Source organism: Dactylosporangium sp. NPDC050688, from assembly GCF_040654515.1.
In the GTDB taxonomy this organism is placed as follows: domain Bacteria; phylum Actinomycetota; class Actinomycetes; order Mycobacteriales; family Micromonosporaceae; genus Dactylosporangium.
The window spans coordinates 1-15,274 of sequence record NZ_JBFAIC010000054.1; the positions used below are offsets into that span (position 1 = coordinate 1).

Genomic DNA, 15,274 nt, shown 5'->3' on the forward strand with positions numbered 1-15,274 from the left:
ACCCGCGGCGCGATCGACACGTTCCCGTGGAACGGCAAGCAGGTCATGGACATGCAGTTCGGCCCCGACGGCGCCCTGTACGTCCTGGACTACGGTGCGGGCTTCGGCAACGGCGACGCCAACTCGGCCCTGTACCGCTTCGACTACGTCGGCAGCGGCAACAACCGGGCACCGACCGCGGTGGCGAGCGCGAACAAGACCTCGGGCCCCGCGCCGTTGACGGTCAACTTCTCCTCGACCGGCAGCAGCGACCCGGAGGGCGGCACCCTGTCCTACACGTGGGCGTTCGGCGACGGCACCACCTCGACCGCGGCGAACCCGACGAAGACCTACACCACCAACGGCACCTACAGCGCCACGCTGACGGTGCGCGACCCGCAGGGTGCCACCGGATCGGCCAGTGTGCAGATCAGTGTCGGCAACACCGCGCCCACCGTCGTGGTCAACACGCCGCCGGCAGGACAGCTGGTGTCCTTCGGCGACAGCGTGCCGTGGAGCGTCACGGTCAGCGACCCGGAGGACGGCACGATCGACTGCACCAAGGTCACCATGACCTACGTGCTCGGTCACGACCAGCACGCCCACCAGATCACGTCGCAGACCGGCTGCTCCGGCACGATCACGATCCCGGTGGACGGTGAGCACGACGACGCGGCGAACATCTTCCCGGTCTTCGACGCGCAGTACACGGACAACGGCGGGCTGACGGTCCACGCGCAGAACATCCTGCAGCCGCGGCACCGCCAGGCGGAGCACTACAAGAGCTCCTCCGGCATCAACCAGTACTCCAAGACGACGGCCGAGGGCGGCAAGACCGTCGGTGACATCCACAACGGCGACTGGATCTCCTTCGACCCGTACAAGCTCAACAACGCCACCTCGATCCAGGTCCGCGCGTCCTCCGCGGGCGCCGGTGGCACCGTGCAGGTCCGCACCGGCTCGCCGACGGGCACCGTCATCGGCTCCGCCACGATCCCCGTCACCGGCTCGTGGGAGACGTTCACGACCGTCACGGCGGCGATCTCCGGCGCACCTACCGGTACCACGTCGCTCTATTTGACGTTCGCCGGCAGCGGCACCGGGCTGCTGTTCGACGTGGACAGCTTCACCTTCGGCACCGGCACCGCGCCGTCCGGCGTCGGCCCGGTCAAGGGCCTGGCCGGCAAGTGCCTCGACGTGCGCGGCGGCGCCTCGGCGGACGGCACGCAGATCCAGCTGTACACCTGCTCGGGTAGTGCCGGACAGACGTGGACGCGCAACGGCCAGACGCTGCGGGCGTTCGGCAAGTGCCTGGACATCAACGGCGGCTCGTCCGCCGACGGCGCGAAGGTGCAGTTGTGGACGTGCAACGGCGGCGGCAACCAGAACTGGGCGCCGCAGTCGGACGGCACGCTGCGCAACCCGCAGTCCGGCAAGTGCCTGGACGTATCGGGTAACAACTCCGCCGACGGCACGGTCGTGCACCTGTGGACCTGCATCTCCGGTGCGGCGAACCAGAAGTGGACCCTGCCCTGACCTGACGATCCCGGGCCGCCCGTGGATGCGGGCGGCCCGGCCCCACCTTCCGCAACCGGAGGAACCATGCGCAGACTTCTCGCCGGTGCGAGCGCCGTCCTGGCCCTCGCCGCCGGCTCCCTCGCCGCGGCGCAGCCGGCCTCGGCCGCCGACGCCCCGTACGACGTCCTCGTGTTCTCCAAGACCGCCGGCTTCCGGCACGACTCGATCCCGGCCGGGATCCAGGCGATCCGGGACCTGGGCGCGGCGAACAACTTCACCGTCACCGCGACCGAGGACGCCGCCGCGTTCACCGCCGCGAACCTGGCCCAGTACGAGACGGTGGTCTTCCTCAGCACCACCGGCGACGTGCTCAACACCACGCAGCAGGCCGCGTTCGAGTCCTACATCCGGGCCGGCGGCGGCTACGTCGGCATCCACTCCGCCGCCGACACCGAGTACGACTGGTCCTTCTACGGCACGCTGGTCGGCGCGTACTTCGCGTCGCACCCGGCCATCCAGCAGGCGAACGTCAAGGTGGAGAACCGGGCCCACCCGGCCACGGCGCACCTGCCGCAGACCTGGACCCGCACGGACGAGCTGTACAACTACCGCTCCAACCCGCGCTCCACCGCCCGGGTGCTCGCCACGCTGGACGAGTCGTCCTACTCCGGCGGCTCGATGGGCGCCGACCACCCGATCACTTGGTGCAAGACGATCGACAGCGGCCGGTCGTTCTACACCGGCCTTGGGCACAGCCAGGCGTCCTACGCGGAGTCGGCGTTGCGCGCCCAGCTGCTCGGCGGCATCCGGTACGCGGCCAAGCGGGCCCAGGCCGACTGCCGGCCCGAGAGCGGGTACACGACGCTGTACAACGGCTCGACCACCGGCTGGTCGCAGGCGGGCCCCGGCGGATTCACCAACACCGACGCCACCCTCACCTCCACGGGCGGGCTCGGCCTGCTCTGGTACAACGCCCGGCAGTACACCTCCTACTCGCTGAAGGCGGACTGGCGGCTGACCGGCGACAGCAACTCCGGGGTCCAGGTGGGGTTCCCCAACCCGGGCACCGACCCGAACGTCGCGATGAACCAGGGCTACGAGATCCAGATCGACGCCACGGACTCCGCGGACCGCACGACGGGCGCGATCTACGGGGTCAAGTCCGCCGACATCGCAGCCCGCGACGCGGCGCTGAACCCCGCGGGGGAGTGGAACACCTTCGAGGTGCTCGTGGAGGGGCAGCGGATCCGGGTGTACCTCAACGGCAGCCTGATCAACGACTTCACCAACACCGACCCGAACCGCAACCTCGACGGCTACATCGGCATCCAGAACCACGGCAGCGGCGACGTCGCCGCCTTCCGCAACATCCGGATCAAGGAGCTCGGCACCCAGCCGTCCGGCGTCGGCCCGGTGAAGGGGCTGGCCGGCAAGTGCCTCGACGTGCGCGGCGGCAGCTCGGCCAACGGCACGCAGATCCAGCTGTACACCTGCCAGGGCAACGCGGCGCAGACGTGGACCCGCTCGGGTCAGACGCTGCAGGCGCTCGGCAAGTGCCTGGACGTCAACGGCGGGAGTACGGCGAACGGCGCGAAGGTGCAGTTGTGGACGTGCAACGGCGGCGGCAACCAGAACTGGGCGGCGCAGTCGGACGGCACACTGCGCAACCCGCAGTCCGGCAAGTGCCTGGACGTGTCGGGTAACAACTCCGCCGACGGCACGGTCGTGCACCTGTGGACCTGCATCTCCGGTGCGGCGAACCAGAAGTGGACCCTGCCCTGACCTGTCCGACGTGCGGAGGGCGGCCGGTTCGCCGGCCGCCCTCGAGTCTTCATACCTGCGACGTAGCCCACCCCGCCGAAGGAGTTACCGTGCCCCCCAGACCCGCTTCCCCGCCGCCAGGCAGGGCCGCCGCGCTCGTCAGGATCGCCGCCGCCGCCGTCCTCATCGCCGGCGGCGCCGCGACCCTCTCACCGCCGGCCGCCGCCGCCGTCATGCAGACGCTGTACGCCGCGCCGTCCGGCGCCGGCACCGCCTGCACCGCAGCCCAGCCGTGCTCGCTGTCCCAGGTGCAGACCGCCGTCAGGGCAAGCGCAGCGAACATGACGGGCGACATCGTCGTGCAGCTCGCCGGCGGCACGTACACCCTCAACGCGCCGCTCACCTTTACCGCCGCCGATTCCGGCACCAACGGCAACACCGTCATCTGGCAGGCCGCCGCCGGCGCCCGTCCGATCATCTCCGGTGCCCGGAAGATCACCGGATGGACGGTGTCGGACTCCGCCCAGAACATCTGGCGGGCCGACGTCGGCACCGGTTTCGACACCCGCCAGCTGTACGTCGACGGCCGCATCGCCACCAGGGCCCGTACCCAGGTCAACCGCGCGGACTTCACCGCCTCGACGACCGGGCTCAGCTTCACCAGCGGGGCACTGGGCTACCTCAACAACCTCGCCAACAAGAGCCGGGTCGAGCTGGAATCGGTCGACTCGTTCACCGACCGGTACGTGCCGGTGCAGACCATCGCCAACAACACGCTCACGATGCAGCAGCCCGCGTGGAACAACAACACCTGGGGCTACGACACGCTCACCAAACCGTTCCGCAGTGGGCCGATGTATCTGGTGAACGCCCGTGAGTTCCTGGACGCCGCGGGCGAGTGGTACCTGGACGCCGCCGCCGGCGTGCTGTACTACAAGCCGCTTTCCGGGCAGACCATGGCCACCGCCGACGTCCAGCTGCCGCGGCTGGAGTCGCTGCTGCGTGTCGGCGGCACCTACGCGGCGCCCGCCCACCACCTGACCTTCTCCGGCCTGCAGTTCTCCGGCACCAGCTGGCTGCAGCCCAGCAGCAACCAGGGCTACGCCGATCAGCAGACCGGCGCGTACATGTACGGCACCTGGAGCCGCCCGGCCGACGCGCTCACCTCGTGCCAGTCCGGCTGCCAGCTGTTCGAGGCGACCCGCCCCGCCTGGCGGCAGATGCCCGCCGCGGTGCAGGTGTCCGCGGCCAGCACCGTGTCCTTCACCGGCAACCGGTTCACCAACCTCGGCCAGGTCGGTCTCGGCATCGGCAACGACGCCAACGCGCACGGCACCGGCGTCGGGCTCGGCGCCCGCGACATCACCGTGACCGGCAACGTGTTCGAGTACATGTCGGCCGGGGCGGTCATCGCGGGTGGTGTGCAGGCCGACGCGCACCACCCGAGCGACAGCCGGATGACCAACAGCAACATCACCGTCAGCAACAACGTCGTGCACGACGTCGCCAGCGAGTACCGCAGCCACGTCGGGCTGCTCATGACCTACACCGCCGGCTCGACGATGGCGCACAACGAGCTGTACAACCTGCCCTACTCCGGGATCGCCCTCGGCTACGGGTGGGGTGCCAACGACGCCGGCGGCAGCCAGGACTACACCGACCGAGGGCTGTACAACTACCAGCCCAGGTACACCACCGCCACCGTCGCGGCGAACAACCGCGTCACGGCGAACTTCGTGCACGACGTGGTCCAGCAGATGACCGACGCCGGCGCGTTCTACCACCTCTCGGCGAGCCCCGGCACGACGGTCAACGAGAACTACTTCCGCAACAGCAACGGCTGGCTCGGCCTGTACTTCGACGAGGGCTCACGCTACGTCTCCGCGGCGAACAACGTCTTCGACAACACCGGCACCTGGGCGTACACCCAGGAATGGGCGAACAACAACACCGGCAACCTGACCCTGACCGGCAACTGGACCACCAACAACGGCAGCAACGTCAAGACCGGCACCCGCGGCAACACCAACAGCGGCACGGTCGTGGTCAGCGGCGGCAACTGGCCCAGCGGCGCCCGGGCGGTCATGGCGGCGGCCGGCGTGCAGGGCACCCAGCAGCCGGCGGATACCTTCGCGCTGCGCGGCCAGGCGTCCGGCCGGTGCCTGGACATTGCCGGAGCGTCGCAGGCCAACGGCGCACTCGCGCAGATCTGGGACTGCCACGGCGGCGCCAACCAGCGGCTCACCCTGACCGCCGCCGGTGAGTTGCGGCTGTACAACGGCAGCAAGTGTCTCGACGTGCTCGGCCGCGGCACCGCCAACGGCACCGCGGTGGAGATCTGGGACTGCAACGGCCAGACCAATCAGCAGTTCCGGCTCAACGCCGACGGCAGTGTGACGGCCGTCGGGGCGAACAAGTGCCTGGACGTCAGCGCCTTCGGCACCGCCAACGGGACGAAGGTCCAGATCTGGGACTGTCTCGGCGCCACCAACCAGCAGTGGAGCAGGGTCACGTCGTAGCCGCCTGCCCGCGGTCGCGGGCCGGGTGGCTCACCGCTGCAGCCGCAGCGCGTCGCCCGGCCCGCCACGGCGGGCCAGCCAGGCATCGGTGATGTGGGCGAACATCGCCTCCGCGGCGCCGTGCGGGTCGTGGGCGACGATGCGCTCGTACACGCGCCGATGACCCAGGTTCGACGCCACGCACAAGGCCCGCTCGGTGCGCCCCACGTACCGCGCGGTGTGGATGACCTGGCTCTGCAGCGCCTTGACCACCCCGCGGGCGATGCGGTTGCCGGATGCGTGCATGACGATGTCGTGGAAGGCGCGGTCGTGCTCCTCGTATGTGACGTGGTCGTCGACGAGTTGGTCCATGCGGTCCACGAGCGCGCGGAGCTGGTCGACGGTGTCCTGATCGGCGCGCCGGCTGGCGACGCCGGCCATGTCGGACTCCAGCAGCCGGCGGGTGACGACGACGTCGTCGAGGACACTGAGGGTGTCGTCCTCGGCGATGCTCGCGGCGAGCACGAGCTCGTCGAGCATGTTCCACGTGCCCGGCGCGGTGACGATGGTGCCGCTGCCCTGGCGGACCTGCACCAGCCCCTTCTCCTGCAGCAGCTTCACCGCCTCTCGGACCACGGTGCGGCTCACCGAGAACGTCTCGCACAGCGCTGGCTCCGGCGGCAGCGGCGTGCCGGGGAGGTGCAGCCCACGCACGATCCGGCCCACGAGCTCGGCGGTGATGGCCTTGGCGAGATTCGCCGGCCGCCGCGTCCAGGCAGGCGATGGCGCGGCCATCTGCGGTCCCGTCATGGCGCCTCCCGACCTTCCTGGCGTTCACGGCGTCGCGACGCCACCCAAGTATATGGGGCCGATGACGTCAGACGTAATACGAATACGTTACTGGCTCTTGTAGACGTCATACGTATGCCCTATATTTTGGGCGCGAAGAACCGGTGATCCTCACAGCGTTCGACACAAGGGGCACGAATATGGTCGGAAACGCACGGCAAGGACAGCTCCGGCGATGGACCGGTGCAGCCGCGCTGGCCCTCACCCTCACCGCTGCCGCCTGCGGCAGCGACAGCGGCACCACCTCCGGTTCCTACGGATTCCCGCAGGCCGCGCAGGACGACAAGGCGAAGATCACAGTGTGGGTCGACGCCGACCGGTCCTCGGCGGTCGACGCGTTCAAGAAGGCCCACCCGGACGTGCAGGTGGAGGCCGTCACCTACGACGGGTCGGCCAACGGCTCGAACTCGTTCCGCACCAAGATGCAGCTGTTCGACCGCGCCGGCAGCGGCTGGCCCGACGTGGTCTTCTCCACGCAGAACAACGACGCGGCCTGGGCCAGCCAGCAGAGCAACGGCAAGCAGGCCTTCGCCGCCGTGCTCAACCAGGGCCTCGTCGCCAAGGAGACCCTGGACCGCTTCACCACCGGCGCACTCAACCCGTGCACCGTCGAGGGCAAGCTGTACTGCCTGCGCAACGACCTCGCCCAGGTGGTGCTCTGGCACAACAAGGCCCTGTTGGACCAGTTCGGCTACACCCTGCCGACCACCTGGGAGGACTACCAGGCCCTCGGCGAGAAGGTGGCCCGCGAACACCCCGGCTACATCGTGGGCGCGGCCGGCGACGCCTTCACCCCGGAGATCTACCTCTGGAGCAGCAAGTGCCAGGCCAACGGCATTACCGGACCGAAGACGGTGACCGTCAACACCGCCACCACGGAGTGCAAGCGCGCCGCCTCGATGCTCGACACCCTGATCAAGAACGGCACGGTGCCCACCGTCAGCGTTTTCTCACCCGAGTTCGTGAAGAACTACGCGAACAAGGTCCTGCTGATGCCGGGCCCGGCGTGGTACGCCGGCGCCATCTTCAACAACCCGCAGTCGCTCAACGTCCCGAAGGGGCAGCTCGGCGTGGCCGCGCCGCTGGCATGGAAGGGTGAGGAGGCGGCGACCGGCAACGTCGGCGGCGCCACCTGGTTCATCAGCAGCCACTCCAAGAACCTCAAGGCCGCGCAGCGGTTCGTCGAGTTCGTCACCACGGCCGACGACTACCAGGTGAACCTCGCACCGGGGTATCCCGCGTACGCGCCCGCCGCCGACAAATGGATCAAGAAACAGGAGTCCAGCGGGTACTACGCCACCGACCTGCAGGCGATGGTCAAGGCCGGATCGCAGATCTGGAGCGGATGGGGCTCGGGCATCTTCAGCCAGGAAGCCATCTGGGCCAAGACCGTCACCCCCGCGATCGTCAGCGGCAAGAGCCTGGTCGGCCTGCTCCCTGAATGGCAGACCGCCATCAAGAACCAGGCCCAGGTCGACGGATACACCGTCACATGACAATGGCATACGAGGCCGCCCGCCGACCCGGCGGGCGGCCCCGCCCGACGCAGCACCGCAGCGCGGTCAGCTATGCCTTTGTCGCGCTCTACGCCGTGCTCGCGATCGCCTTCGGCATCCTGCCGGCCGCCTACGCCCTCTATCTCGCGTTCACCAACGGCGACGGCACCTTCGCCGGCATCACCAACTTCACCAAGGTCGTCGACGACTTCCGGTTCCTGCCCGCCGTCGGGCACGTCGCCTGGTACCTGGCGATCTGGCTGATCTCGCTGGTGGTGCTGGTGACGTTCCTGGCGATCGCGGTGCACGCCGTCGGCGTCCGCTGGCTGAGCCGCACCCTCCGGCTGGTGTTCTACCTGCCGGGCGCGGTCGCCGGCGCGTCCAGCGTGCTGCTGTGGCTGTTCGTGCTCGACCCGACCGCCAGCCCGGTCGCAGGGCTGCTGCGGCTGTTCGGGTTCGACAGCTTCAACCAGGTCATCGCGCCCGGACACCTGCCACTCATCTTCGCCGTCATCGCGTTCTGGACCGGCGCCGGCGGCTGGATCGTCATCATGTACGGCGCGCTCAACAACATCAGCGCCGACGTGATCGAGGCGGCGCGCATCGACGGCGCCGGGCCGGTCCAGATCGCCTGGCGCATCCAGCTGCCGCTGCTGCGCAAGTGGATCTCGTACATGGGCATCATGTCCCTGGCCGCCGGCACGCAGCTGTTCGTCGAGCCGCAACTGCTGTCCCAGGCCAGCAACGCGATCGTGCCCAACGACTACTCGCTCAACCAGCTCGCGTACCTGTACGCGTTCCAGCAGAACGACTTCAACGCCGCAGCCGCCATCTCGCTGCTGCTGCTCGTCATCGCCCTCGCGTTGTCGGCCGTCTTCGTGACGCGCGGCGGCCTGTTCGAAAGGGACTGAGCCATGACGACAGTGCTCACCCGGCGCCCGCACCACGTGTCGTCCGGCCCTTCCAGAGGCCACCGTGCCGGTGCCGGCGGCGGCGCGGGCCGCGCGCTCGTTGCAGTCGTGCTCGCCGTCTTCGTGCTGTTCTTCGTCATCCCGATGGTCTGGCTGCTGCTGGCCACGACGAAGTCGGCGCACGAACTCCTCGTCGGCAGCCCGTTCCTGCCCGGCACCCCGGCCGACCTGGCCGCCAACTGGCGTCAGCTGTTCGACTTCCAGGACGGCGCGGTGACCGCGTGGGTCGGCAACTCCGCGCTCTATGCGGTGGGCGCCCTGGTGATGACGCTCGTCGCGAGCATCCCGGCGGGCTATGCCATGGCCATGACGGACTTCCGGTTCCGCCGCTCGCTGCTGGTGCTGACGCTGATCATCATGCTCATTCCGAACACCGCGCTGGTACTGCCGATCTTCCTCGAACTCAATGTGGTCGGGCTGATCGGCAGCCCGCTGTCGGTGATCCTGCCCATGTCGTTCTTCCCGTTCGGGGTGTACCTCACCTACATCTACTTCTCCACCAGCGTCCCGCGGGACCTGCTCTCGGCGGCGCGCATCGACGGATGCTCCGAGCTCGAGGTCTTCACCAAGGTCGCGCTGCCGCTGGCGACGCCCATCGTCGCCCTGGTCGCTTTCTTCAGCTTCGTGCAGAGCTGGAACAACTTCTTCCTGCCCTTCGTGATGCTGCCGTCCAGCGACGGCTACCCGGTCCAGGTCGGACTGACGTCGCTGCTCGCCTCAACACCGGCGTTCAACCCCAGTTCCGCCGGTGCCCAGTCGGTGCAGCTGCCGACGCTCGCCCTGGCGACCGTCGTGTCCGTGCTGCCGGTGCTGATCGTCTTCGTGTTCGCCCAGCGGTTTCTGGTCGCGGGCATGACGGCGGGCGGCACCAAAGAGTGAAACCGAACCACGCCGAGAAGGAGCACGTGTGAAAGTCACCGGATACCGCAGCCTGACGACGAAACATGACTGGGGGCGGCTGATCGGCGACGCCAACGGGGTGATGTCGGAGCCGCGTACCGACGTGCACGTGCTGATCGTGGAGACCGACACGGGACTGGAAGGCATCGGGCTCGGCCAGCACGGCGACATCGACCGGGTCTTCGGCGCGGTCGAGGGCGAGGATCCGCGGGCAGTCTCGGCCCTGTACGACCGGATGCTGAACTGGGTGTTCAAGACCGGGCACGCGGGCGCCGCCTTCGGCGCGATCGGCGCGATCGACATGGCGCTGTGGGATCTCAAGGCGAAGGCGGCCGGCGAGCCGTTGTGGCGCACGCTGGGCGCGCTGGACCGGTTCGTGCCCGGCTACGCCTCCGGGCTGGACATCGCCTTGGACGACGACGCCCTGATGCGCCTGTACGAGGGGTTCGCCGACCGGGGTTTCAGCGCCGCCAAGCTCAAGGGCGGCCACGACGTCCAGCGGGACCTGCACAGGCTGGAAATGCTGCACGAGGTGCTGCGACGCAACTCGACGCAGCCGGCCCTCATGTTCGACGCGAACGAATCATGGAACCGCACCCAGGCGGTACGGTTCGTGACCGCCCTGGAACGCAGCGTCGACCTCACCTGGATCGAGGAGCCCGTGCGCCGCTGGGACGCCGCCGGCCTCGCCGCGGTCCGCCGCGGCGTCCGGGCCGCCGTGGCCACCGGGGAGAACCTCACGGGACTGGAGCAGTACCGGCCGCTGCTGGACGCCGACGCCGTCGACATCGTCCAGGTCGGCAACGTCTGGGGCATCACCCACTTCCTGCGGGTGGCCGCGCTCGCGCACGGGCACGACCTGCCGGTCAGCGCGGTCGCCTACCACGCCAACCCGTCGGCGCACGCCGCCGCGGCCGTACCCAACCATCTGGTTTTCGAGGTGCAGGACGTCACCTCACCGATCGGCCTCACCGTCGACCAGCAGTACGAGGACGGCGGCATCGTGCTCGGCGACGAGCCCGGCCTGGGCATCCGCGTCGACGAGCCGGCCATCGCCGCCCTGCGGGTCACGGCCCCGCCGGTCGTGGTCGCCGGCCCGCACGTCCGGCCGTCCCGGGCCGGGCTGAGGATCACCCCGGAGGCCCGCCGCGACGAGCGTCAGGGCGTGCCGGCGGCAGACGGGGTGAGCCGGTGAGCGCGCAGCGGCGGGTTGAGCGGCACGCGTTCATCGTCGGCGTCCGGCCGGAGCGGCGGGAGGAGTACCTGCGGCTGCACCGCAACGTGTGGCCGCAGGTCGAGCAGACGCTGCGCGACGCGCACATCACCAACTACTCGATCTTCATCGTCGGCGACCTCCTGTTCGCCTACTACGAGTACGCCGGTGACGACCACGCCGCCGACCTGGCCGGCATCGCCGAGGATCCGGTGACCCGCGAGTGGTGGACGCACACCGACCCGTGCCAGATCCGTGTCGTGGAGGAGCGGGACGTTGGCGCGCTGTGGCAGCCGCTGGAGGAGATCTGGCACCTGGCGTGAGCGGGGTGGGTGTTCAGAGCATGGCGAAGCGGCGAGCGGGACGCCACATCCGCCCGCGTCGCTCGGTAGACTCTGGCCCACCCGCAGCACCTGGCCGCGGCGGGCCGGCGGAGGGCACATGACGGCAGCACAGCATTCAACCGTGGAGGGTTCACCACCCCCTGGGTGGGTTCGAGGACCCGCCAGTCTCGCGAAGGCGCTCACTGCCGAACTGGTGCAGCGCATCGTCGGCGGGACCTACCCGCCGGGCAGCGCGCTGCCCCCGGAGCCCGTGCTCTGCGAGACGTACTCGGTCAGCCGGACCGTGGTGCGCGAGAGCGTGAAGATCCTGCAGGAGAAGCGGCTGGTCCAGGTCCGGCAGGGCAGCGGCACGGTCGTCAACCCGCCGGCGATGTGGGACCTGCTCGACGAGCAGGTGCTCGCCGCAGCGATCGCCGTGGACGAGGGCCTGACGGTCCTCGACGACGTGGTGGTGACCCGCCGGCTCCTGGAGGCCGACATGGCCAACGTCGCCGCCCGGCTGGCCGACGCGCAGGTCCTGCAGCGGATCCTCGCGTTCGTGGAGCTCATGGACGAGCACGTCGAGGATGCCGACACGTTCCACGAGCACGACGCCGCCTTCCACGACGTCATCATGCAGGCGTCCGGTAACCGGATCGGCCGGGCCGTGGTGCGCTCGTTGCAGCACCAGGTCGCCAACATCGACCGCTACGTGGGCAGGACGGACCGCGCGCTGCGGGAGGAGGCCAACCGCGGCCACCGGCGCATCTACGAGCGCATCGCCGCCAAGGACGCGGCGGGCGCGGCGGAGGCGATGTTCGCGCACATCACGGACGCGTGGCTGGTCCGGCGCGGCGGTAGCGCGGACCCGGACCGGCTGCACCGGTAACGGCGCCCCGACGGTCGCTGGTACCGCACCGTGACCCTGCGGCCAGGCCTCCCGCACCGGGCCGCGGGTGGGGGCAGGGCGTCGAGCGGCGGGCCGGCCGGTCGGCTGCGCGGTACCACCCGCGCCGGCTCGGTGCCTGATCATCATCAACGCTCTTCCGCAAGCAGTGCTGTCGGTGCTGCCGACCGGCCGCGTGGCCACGGACGGTCCTTCTGGAGGTGGCGTGCCTCGAGTTTCCAATGTGCGGGAAAGGCGCTACCGAGTCAAGGGATCGCTGGTACGCATTTCATTTATAGGGGAGGCGACTCGCTCGTCGTCCTTCAAGTAACAGAAAACGCGTGAAATTCGTTTCCGGAATTCTGTTATCCCTGACCGGGCCGTCGAGTCGTCGCGAATTTCTCGGGACCGTGCGGTCGGCGAATGCGGTCACACGGGTGGCGAAGCCGCCGATGGGGTTGTGTCATTGGCGGCCGAGAGCTGCAACGTTTGCAGGTGGCGAGTCGCGGTTCGCGCCTGGATTGTCCTCGCTCTGTTACCCACCCGGCCGAGCCAGCATGCTGCTGCGTTTGCCGGAAACAGCCTTGGCGTAGTTCGTCGAATTCCGCCGTCGTGTGTTGTCCCAATCGGTATTCGTTGACGTCGCTGGCGTCGTGGATGCAAGGTCAGCGGCGTGGTGACGGTGCGAAGGTTCCGCGATACCGACGCGCCCGTGTTGTGGGTGCCGTGACCGGTCGGACATCCCGTGTTCACGCCAAGCCCTTCCGGGAAGTGGGCGGGTGCCGGACCGGGCGCGAAGATCGCGCGGACGCGTGATGACCGGGAATGGTGCAGCTTCAAGACTTGCCTGTGGACGCCACCAGACACTCGGACCCGACAGGCAGGTGGACGCGATGCGACCGAATCCGATCTTGTTCTTCGGGGTCGTCACGGCGCTCGCGGTGGCGATCCATCTCTACCTGTGGTGGCGCCTGGTGCGCTCCACCGCGCGGTCCCGCCGCAACCGTCGCATCGGCGCGGCCGTCATCGGTGGGCTCGGCGCGTTCGGGCTCGTCGGACTGCTGGTCACCCGGACCGTCGGGGTGGATACCCGCTGGCTGGCGTGGATCGGCTACGGCTGGATCGCGGTCATGTTCTACCTGCTGCTCACCCTGCTCGTGCTGGAGATCCCGCGCGGCGCGTACGCGCTGTGGCTGCGCCGCACGGCAGCCACGGCACCGGACGGCACACAGCAGCACAGTACGCAGGAGCAGCAGGACAGCGCGCCGGCGACCGCCGCCGCGCACGGCGGGCCGGTCGTCACGGCACCTGCGCGCACCCGGCCGCGACCGACGGCGGAGGAACCCGGGGACGCCCCGGACCCGGGCCGGCGGTTGTTCATCGCCCGGGCGTGCGCGCTCGCCGCGTGCGGCGTCGCCGCCGGCGCCGTCGGGGCCGGGATGCGCACCGCATTCGGTGACCTGCGCACGGTCCGGGTGACGACACCGATCACCGGTCTCGACCCGCGCCTCGCCGGGTTCCGCATCGCGGCCGTGAGCGACACGCACTTCGGCCCGTTCATGCGCGAGCCGCTCGCCGAGCGGATCGTCACGGCGATCAACCGTGAACAGGTGGACATGGTCGTGGTCCTCGGCGACCTCGCCGACGGGTCCGTGGAGGAGGTCGGCTACGCCGCCGAGCCGATGCGCCGCTTCGAGTCCCGCAAAGGCACGTTCTTCGTCACCGGCAACCACGACTACTCCTCCGGCGTCGACCCGTGGGTGGAGCGGGTCCGTGAGCTCGGGATGCGGCCGCTGCTCAACGAGCGGGTCGAGATCACCTCCGGCGGTGCGGCGTTCGACCTCGCCGGCGTCAACGACCTGTTCGCCACCATGTACGACAAGCAGGGGCCGGACTTCGCGGCGGCGCTGAACGGACGGGACCCGGCACGCGCCCTGGTGCTGCTGGCCCACCAGCCGGTGCAGGTGCACGAGGCCGTCAAGTACGGCGTCGACCTGCAGCTGTCAGGGCACACCCACGGCGGGCAGACGGTGCCCTTCGACCGCATCGCCGGGCTGCAGCAGCCGGTGCTCGCGGGCCTGGCGAGGCGGGGCGACACGTCACTGTTCGTCACCCGCGGCGCCGGCTTCTTCGGCCCGCCGATCCGCGCCGGCATCCCGCCGGAGGTCGCGATCGTGCAGCTGCAGCCGCGTGGCTGAACGCCGGCACCGGCCGGCACCGCAACCAGATGGGGGAGTAGCAGTATGAGGTTCACCGGTCCGCGGGTGAAGCTTGCGCGGGGCGCGAGTCCGTGGCTCGTCCCGGTCGTCGCCGCCACGGCCACCGCCGTGCTCAGGTCCCGCCGGTCCCGCGCCTGGGCTGTGGCCGCGCCGCCACTGGTGACGCTGACAGGTCTGATGCTGTGGTTCTTCCGCGACCCGGAGCGGCAGCCCGCCGACGGCGTCGTGCTGTCCCCCGCCGACGGGGTCGTGCAGAGCATCGACCCGTGGCCCGACGGCCGGACCAGGGTGGCGATCTTCATGAACCCGCTGAACGTGCACGTGAACCGGGCGCCGTGCGCCGGGACGGTCAAGTCCGTCCAGCACATCCCGGGCGGTTTCCTGCCCGCGTTCGACAAGGAGAGCGACCGCAACGAACGGGTCGTGTGGCACCTGGACACCGACCTCGGCGACGTCGAGGTGGTCCAGATCGCCGGGGCCGTGGCGCGGCGCATCGTGCCGTACGCGAGCGCCGGGCAGCCCGTCGAGCAGGGCGACCGGATCGGGCTGATCCGGTTCGGCTCGAGGGTCGACGTGTACCTGCCACCCGGCCTCACTCCCGCCGTCACCGTCCGGCAGCGGACCCTCGCCGCCCGGACGCCGCTGGTCTGAGGAGCCCGAG

The 15,274-nt window shown here is 69.7% G+C and carries 12 protein-coding genes; 11 read left to right on the top strand and 1 reads right to left on the bottom strand.

Translation table 11 applies throughout. The features are described 5' to 3' along the window. The 3 genes from AB0H83_RS36880 to AB0H83_RS36890 all read left to right on the top strand — a co-directional run. A partial coding sequence (locus AB0H83_RS36880) for a carbohydrate-binding protein (protein WP_360103355.1) occupies positions 1-1,515 on the top strand: 1,515 nt, incomplete at its 5' end. A 66-nt stretch (positions 1,516-1,581) separates the two neighbouring features. Continuing rightward, complete coding sequence (locus AB0H83_RS36885) at positions 1,582-3,279, top strand: ThuA domain-containing protein (RefSeq protein ID WP_360103357.1); 1,698 nt, start codon at positions 1,582-1,584, stop codon at positions 3,277-3,279. An 89-nt stretch (positions 3,280-3,368) separates the two neighbouring features. Next, the gene (locus AB0H83_RS36890; RefSeq protein WP_360103359.1) at positions 3,369-5,777 is read left to right on the top strand and encodes a ricin-type beta-trefoil lectin domain protein; all 2,409 of its coding nucleotides are present in this window, start codon (positions 3,369-3,371) and stop codon (positions 5,775-5,777) included. Positions 5,778-5,807: 30 nt separating this feature from the next. Here the strand turns inward: AB0H83_RS36890 and AB0H83_RS36895 are convergent, their stop codons facing one another. Next, positions 5,808-6,566: a FadR/GntR family transcriptional regulator gene (locus AB0H83_RS36895; protein WP_360103361.1), complete on the bottom strand. Its 759-nt coding sequence runs from the start codon at positions 6,564-6,566 to the stop codon at positions 5,808-5,810. Between the two features lie 179 nt (positions 6,567-6,745). Here AB0H83_RS36895 and AB0H83_RS36900 point away from each other — a divergent pair, with 179 nt between their 5' ends. The 8 genes from AB0H83_RS36900 (at position 6,746) to AB0H83_RS36935 (ending at position 15,264) form a co-directional block, all read left to right on the top strand. Next, complete coding sequence (locus AB0H83_RS36900) at positions 6,746-8,101, top strand: extracellular solute-binding protein (protein WP_360103363.1); 1,356 nt, start codon at positions 6,746-6,748, stop codon at positions 8,099-8,101. After that, a complete protein-coding gene (locus AB0H83_RS36905; protein WP_360103365.1) occupies positions 8,098-9,012 on the top strand; it encodes a sugar ABC transporter permease in 915 nt (304 codons plus the stop codon). Before AB0H83_RS36900 ends, AB0H83_RS36905 begins: the two co-directional genes overlap by 4 nt. Before the next feature lie 3 nt (positions 9,013-9,015). Beyond that, positions 9,016-9,951: a carbohydrate ABC transporter permease gene (locus AB0H83_RS36910; protein WP_360103367.1), complete on the top strand. Its 936-nt coding sequence runs from the start codon at positions 9,016-9,018 to the stop codon at positions 9,949-9,951. Positions 9,952-9,979: 28 nt separating this feature from the next. After that, the gene (locus AB0H83_RS36915) at positions 9,980-11,167 is read left to right on the top strand and encodes a mandelate racemase/muconate lactonizing enzyme family protein (RefSeq protein ID WP_360103369.1); all 1,188 of its coding nucleotides are present in this window, start codon (positions 9,980-9,982) and stop codon (positions 11,165-11,167) included. Further along, positions 11,164-11,508, top strand: coding sequence for an L-rhamnose mutarotase (locus tag AB0H83_RS36920; protein WP_360103371.1), 345 nt, complete (start codon positions 11,164-11,166; stop codon positions 11,506-11,508). The genes AB0H83_RS36915 and AB0H83_RS36920 overlap by 4 nt, the downstream gene beginning before the upstream one ends. Before the next feature lie 118 nt (positions 11,509-11,626). Further along, a complete protein-coding gene (locus AB0H83_RS36925; RefSeq protein WP_360103373.1) occupies positions 11,627-12,397 on the top strand; it encodes an FCD domain-containing protein in 771 nt (256 codons plus the stop codon). 890 nt (positions 12,398-13,287) lie between these two features. Next, the gene (locus AB0H83_RS36930; RefSeq protein ID WP_360103375.1) at positions 13,288-14,592 is read left to right on the top strand and encodes a metallophosphoesterase; all 1,305 of its coding nucleotides are present in this window, start codon (positions 13,288-13,290) and stop codon (positions 14,590-14,592) included. Positions 14,593-14,637: 45 nt separating this feature from the next. Next, the gene (locus AB0H83_RS36935; protein ID WP_360103377.1) at positions 14,638-15,264 is read left to right on the top strand and encodes a phosphatidylserine decarboxylase; all 627 of its coding nucleotides are present in this window, start codon (positions 14,638-14,640) and stop codon (positions 15,262-15,264) included. Positions 15,265-15,274: the final 10 nt, after the last annotated feature.

Bases quoted from the DNA above. Each gene is read 5' to 3' on its own strand.
- AB0H83_RS36935 (WP_360103377.1), top strand. From the start codon at position 14,638: ATGAGGTTCACCGGTCCGCGGGTGAAGCTTGCGCGGGGCGCGAGTCCG.
- AB0H83_RS36925 (WP_360103373.1), top strand. From the start codon at position 11,627: ATGACGGCAGCACAGCATTCAACCGTGGAGGGTTCACCACCCCCTGGG.
- AB0H83_RS36885 (WP_360103357.1), top strand. From the start codon at position 1,582: ATGCGCAGACTTCTCGCCGGTGCGAGCGCCGTCCTGGCCCTCGCCGCC.
- AB0H83_RS36930 (WP_360103375.1), top strand. From the start codon at position 13,288: ATGCGACCGAATCCGATCTTGTTCTTCGGGGTCGTCACGGCGCTCGCG.
- AB0H83_RS36900 (WP_360103363.1), top strand. From the start codon at position 6,746: ATGGTCGGAAACGCACGGCAAGGACAGCTCCGGCGATGGACCGGTGCA.
- AB0H83_RS36905 (WP_360103365.1), top strand. From the start codon at position 8,098: ATGACAATGGCATACGAGGCCGCCCGCCGACCCGGCGGGCGGCCCCGC.
- AB0H83_RS36895 (WP_360103361.1), bottom strand. From the start codon at position 6,566: ATGACGGGACCGCAGATGGCCGCGCCATCGCCTGCCTGGACGCGGCGG.
- AB0H83_RS36910 (WP_360103367.1), top strand. From the start codon at position 9,016: ATGACGACAGTGCTCACCCGGCGCCCGCACCACGTGTCGTCCGGCCCT.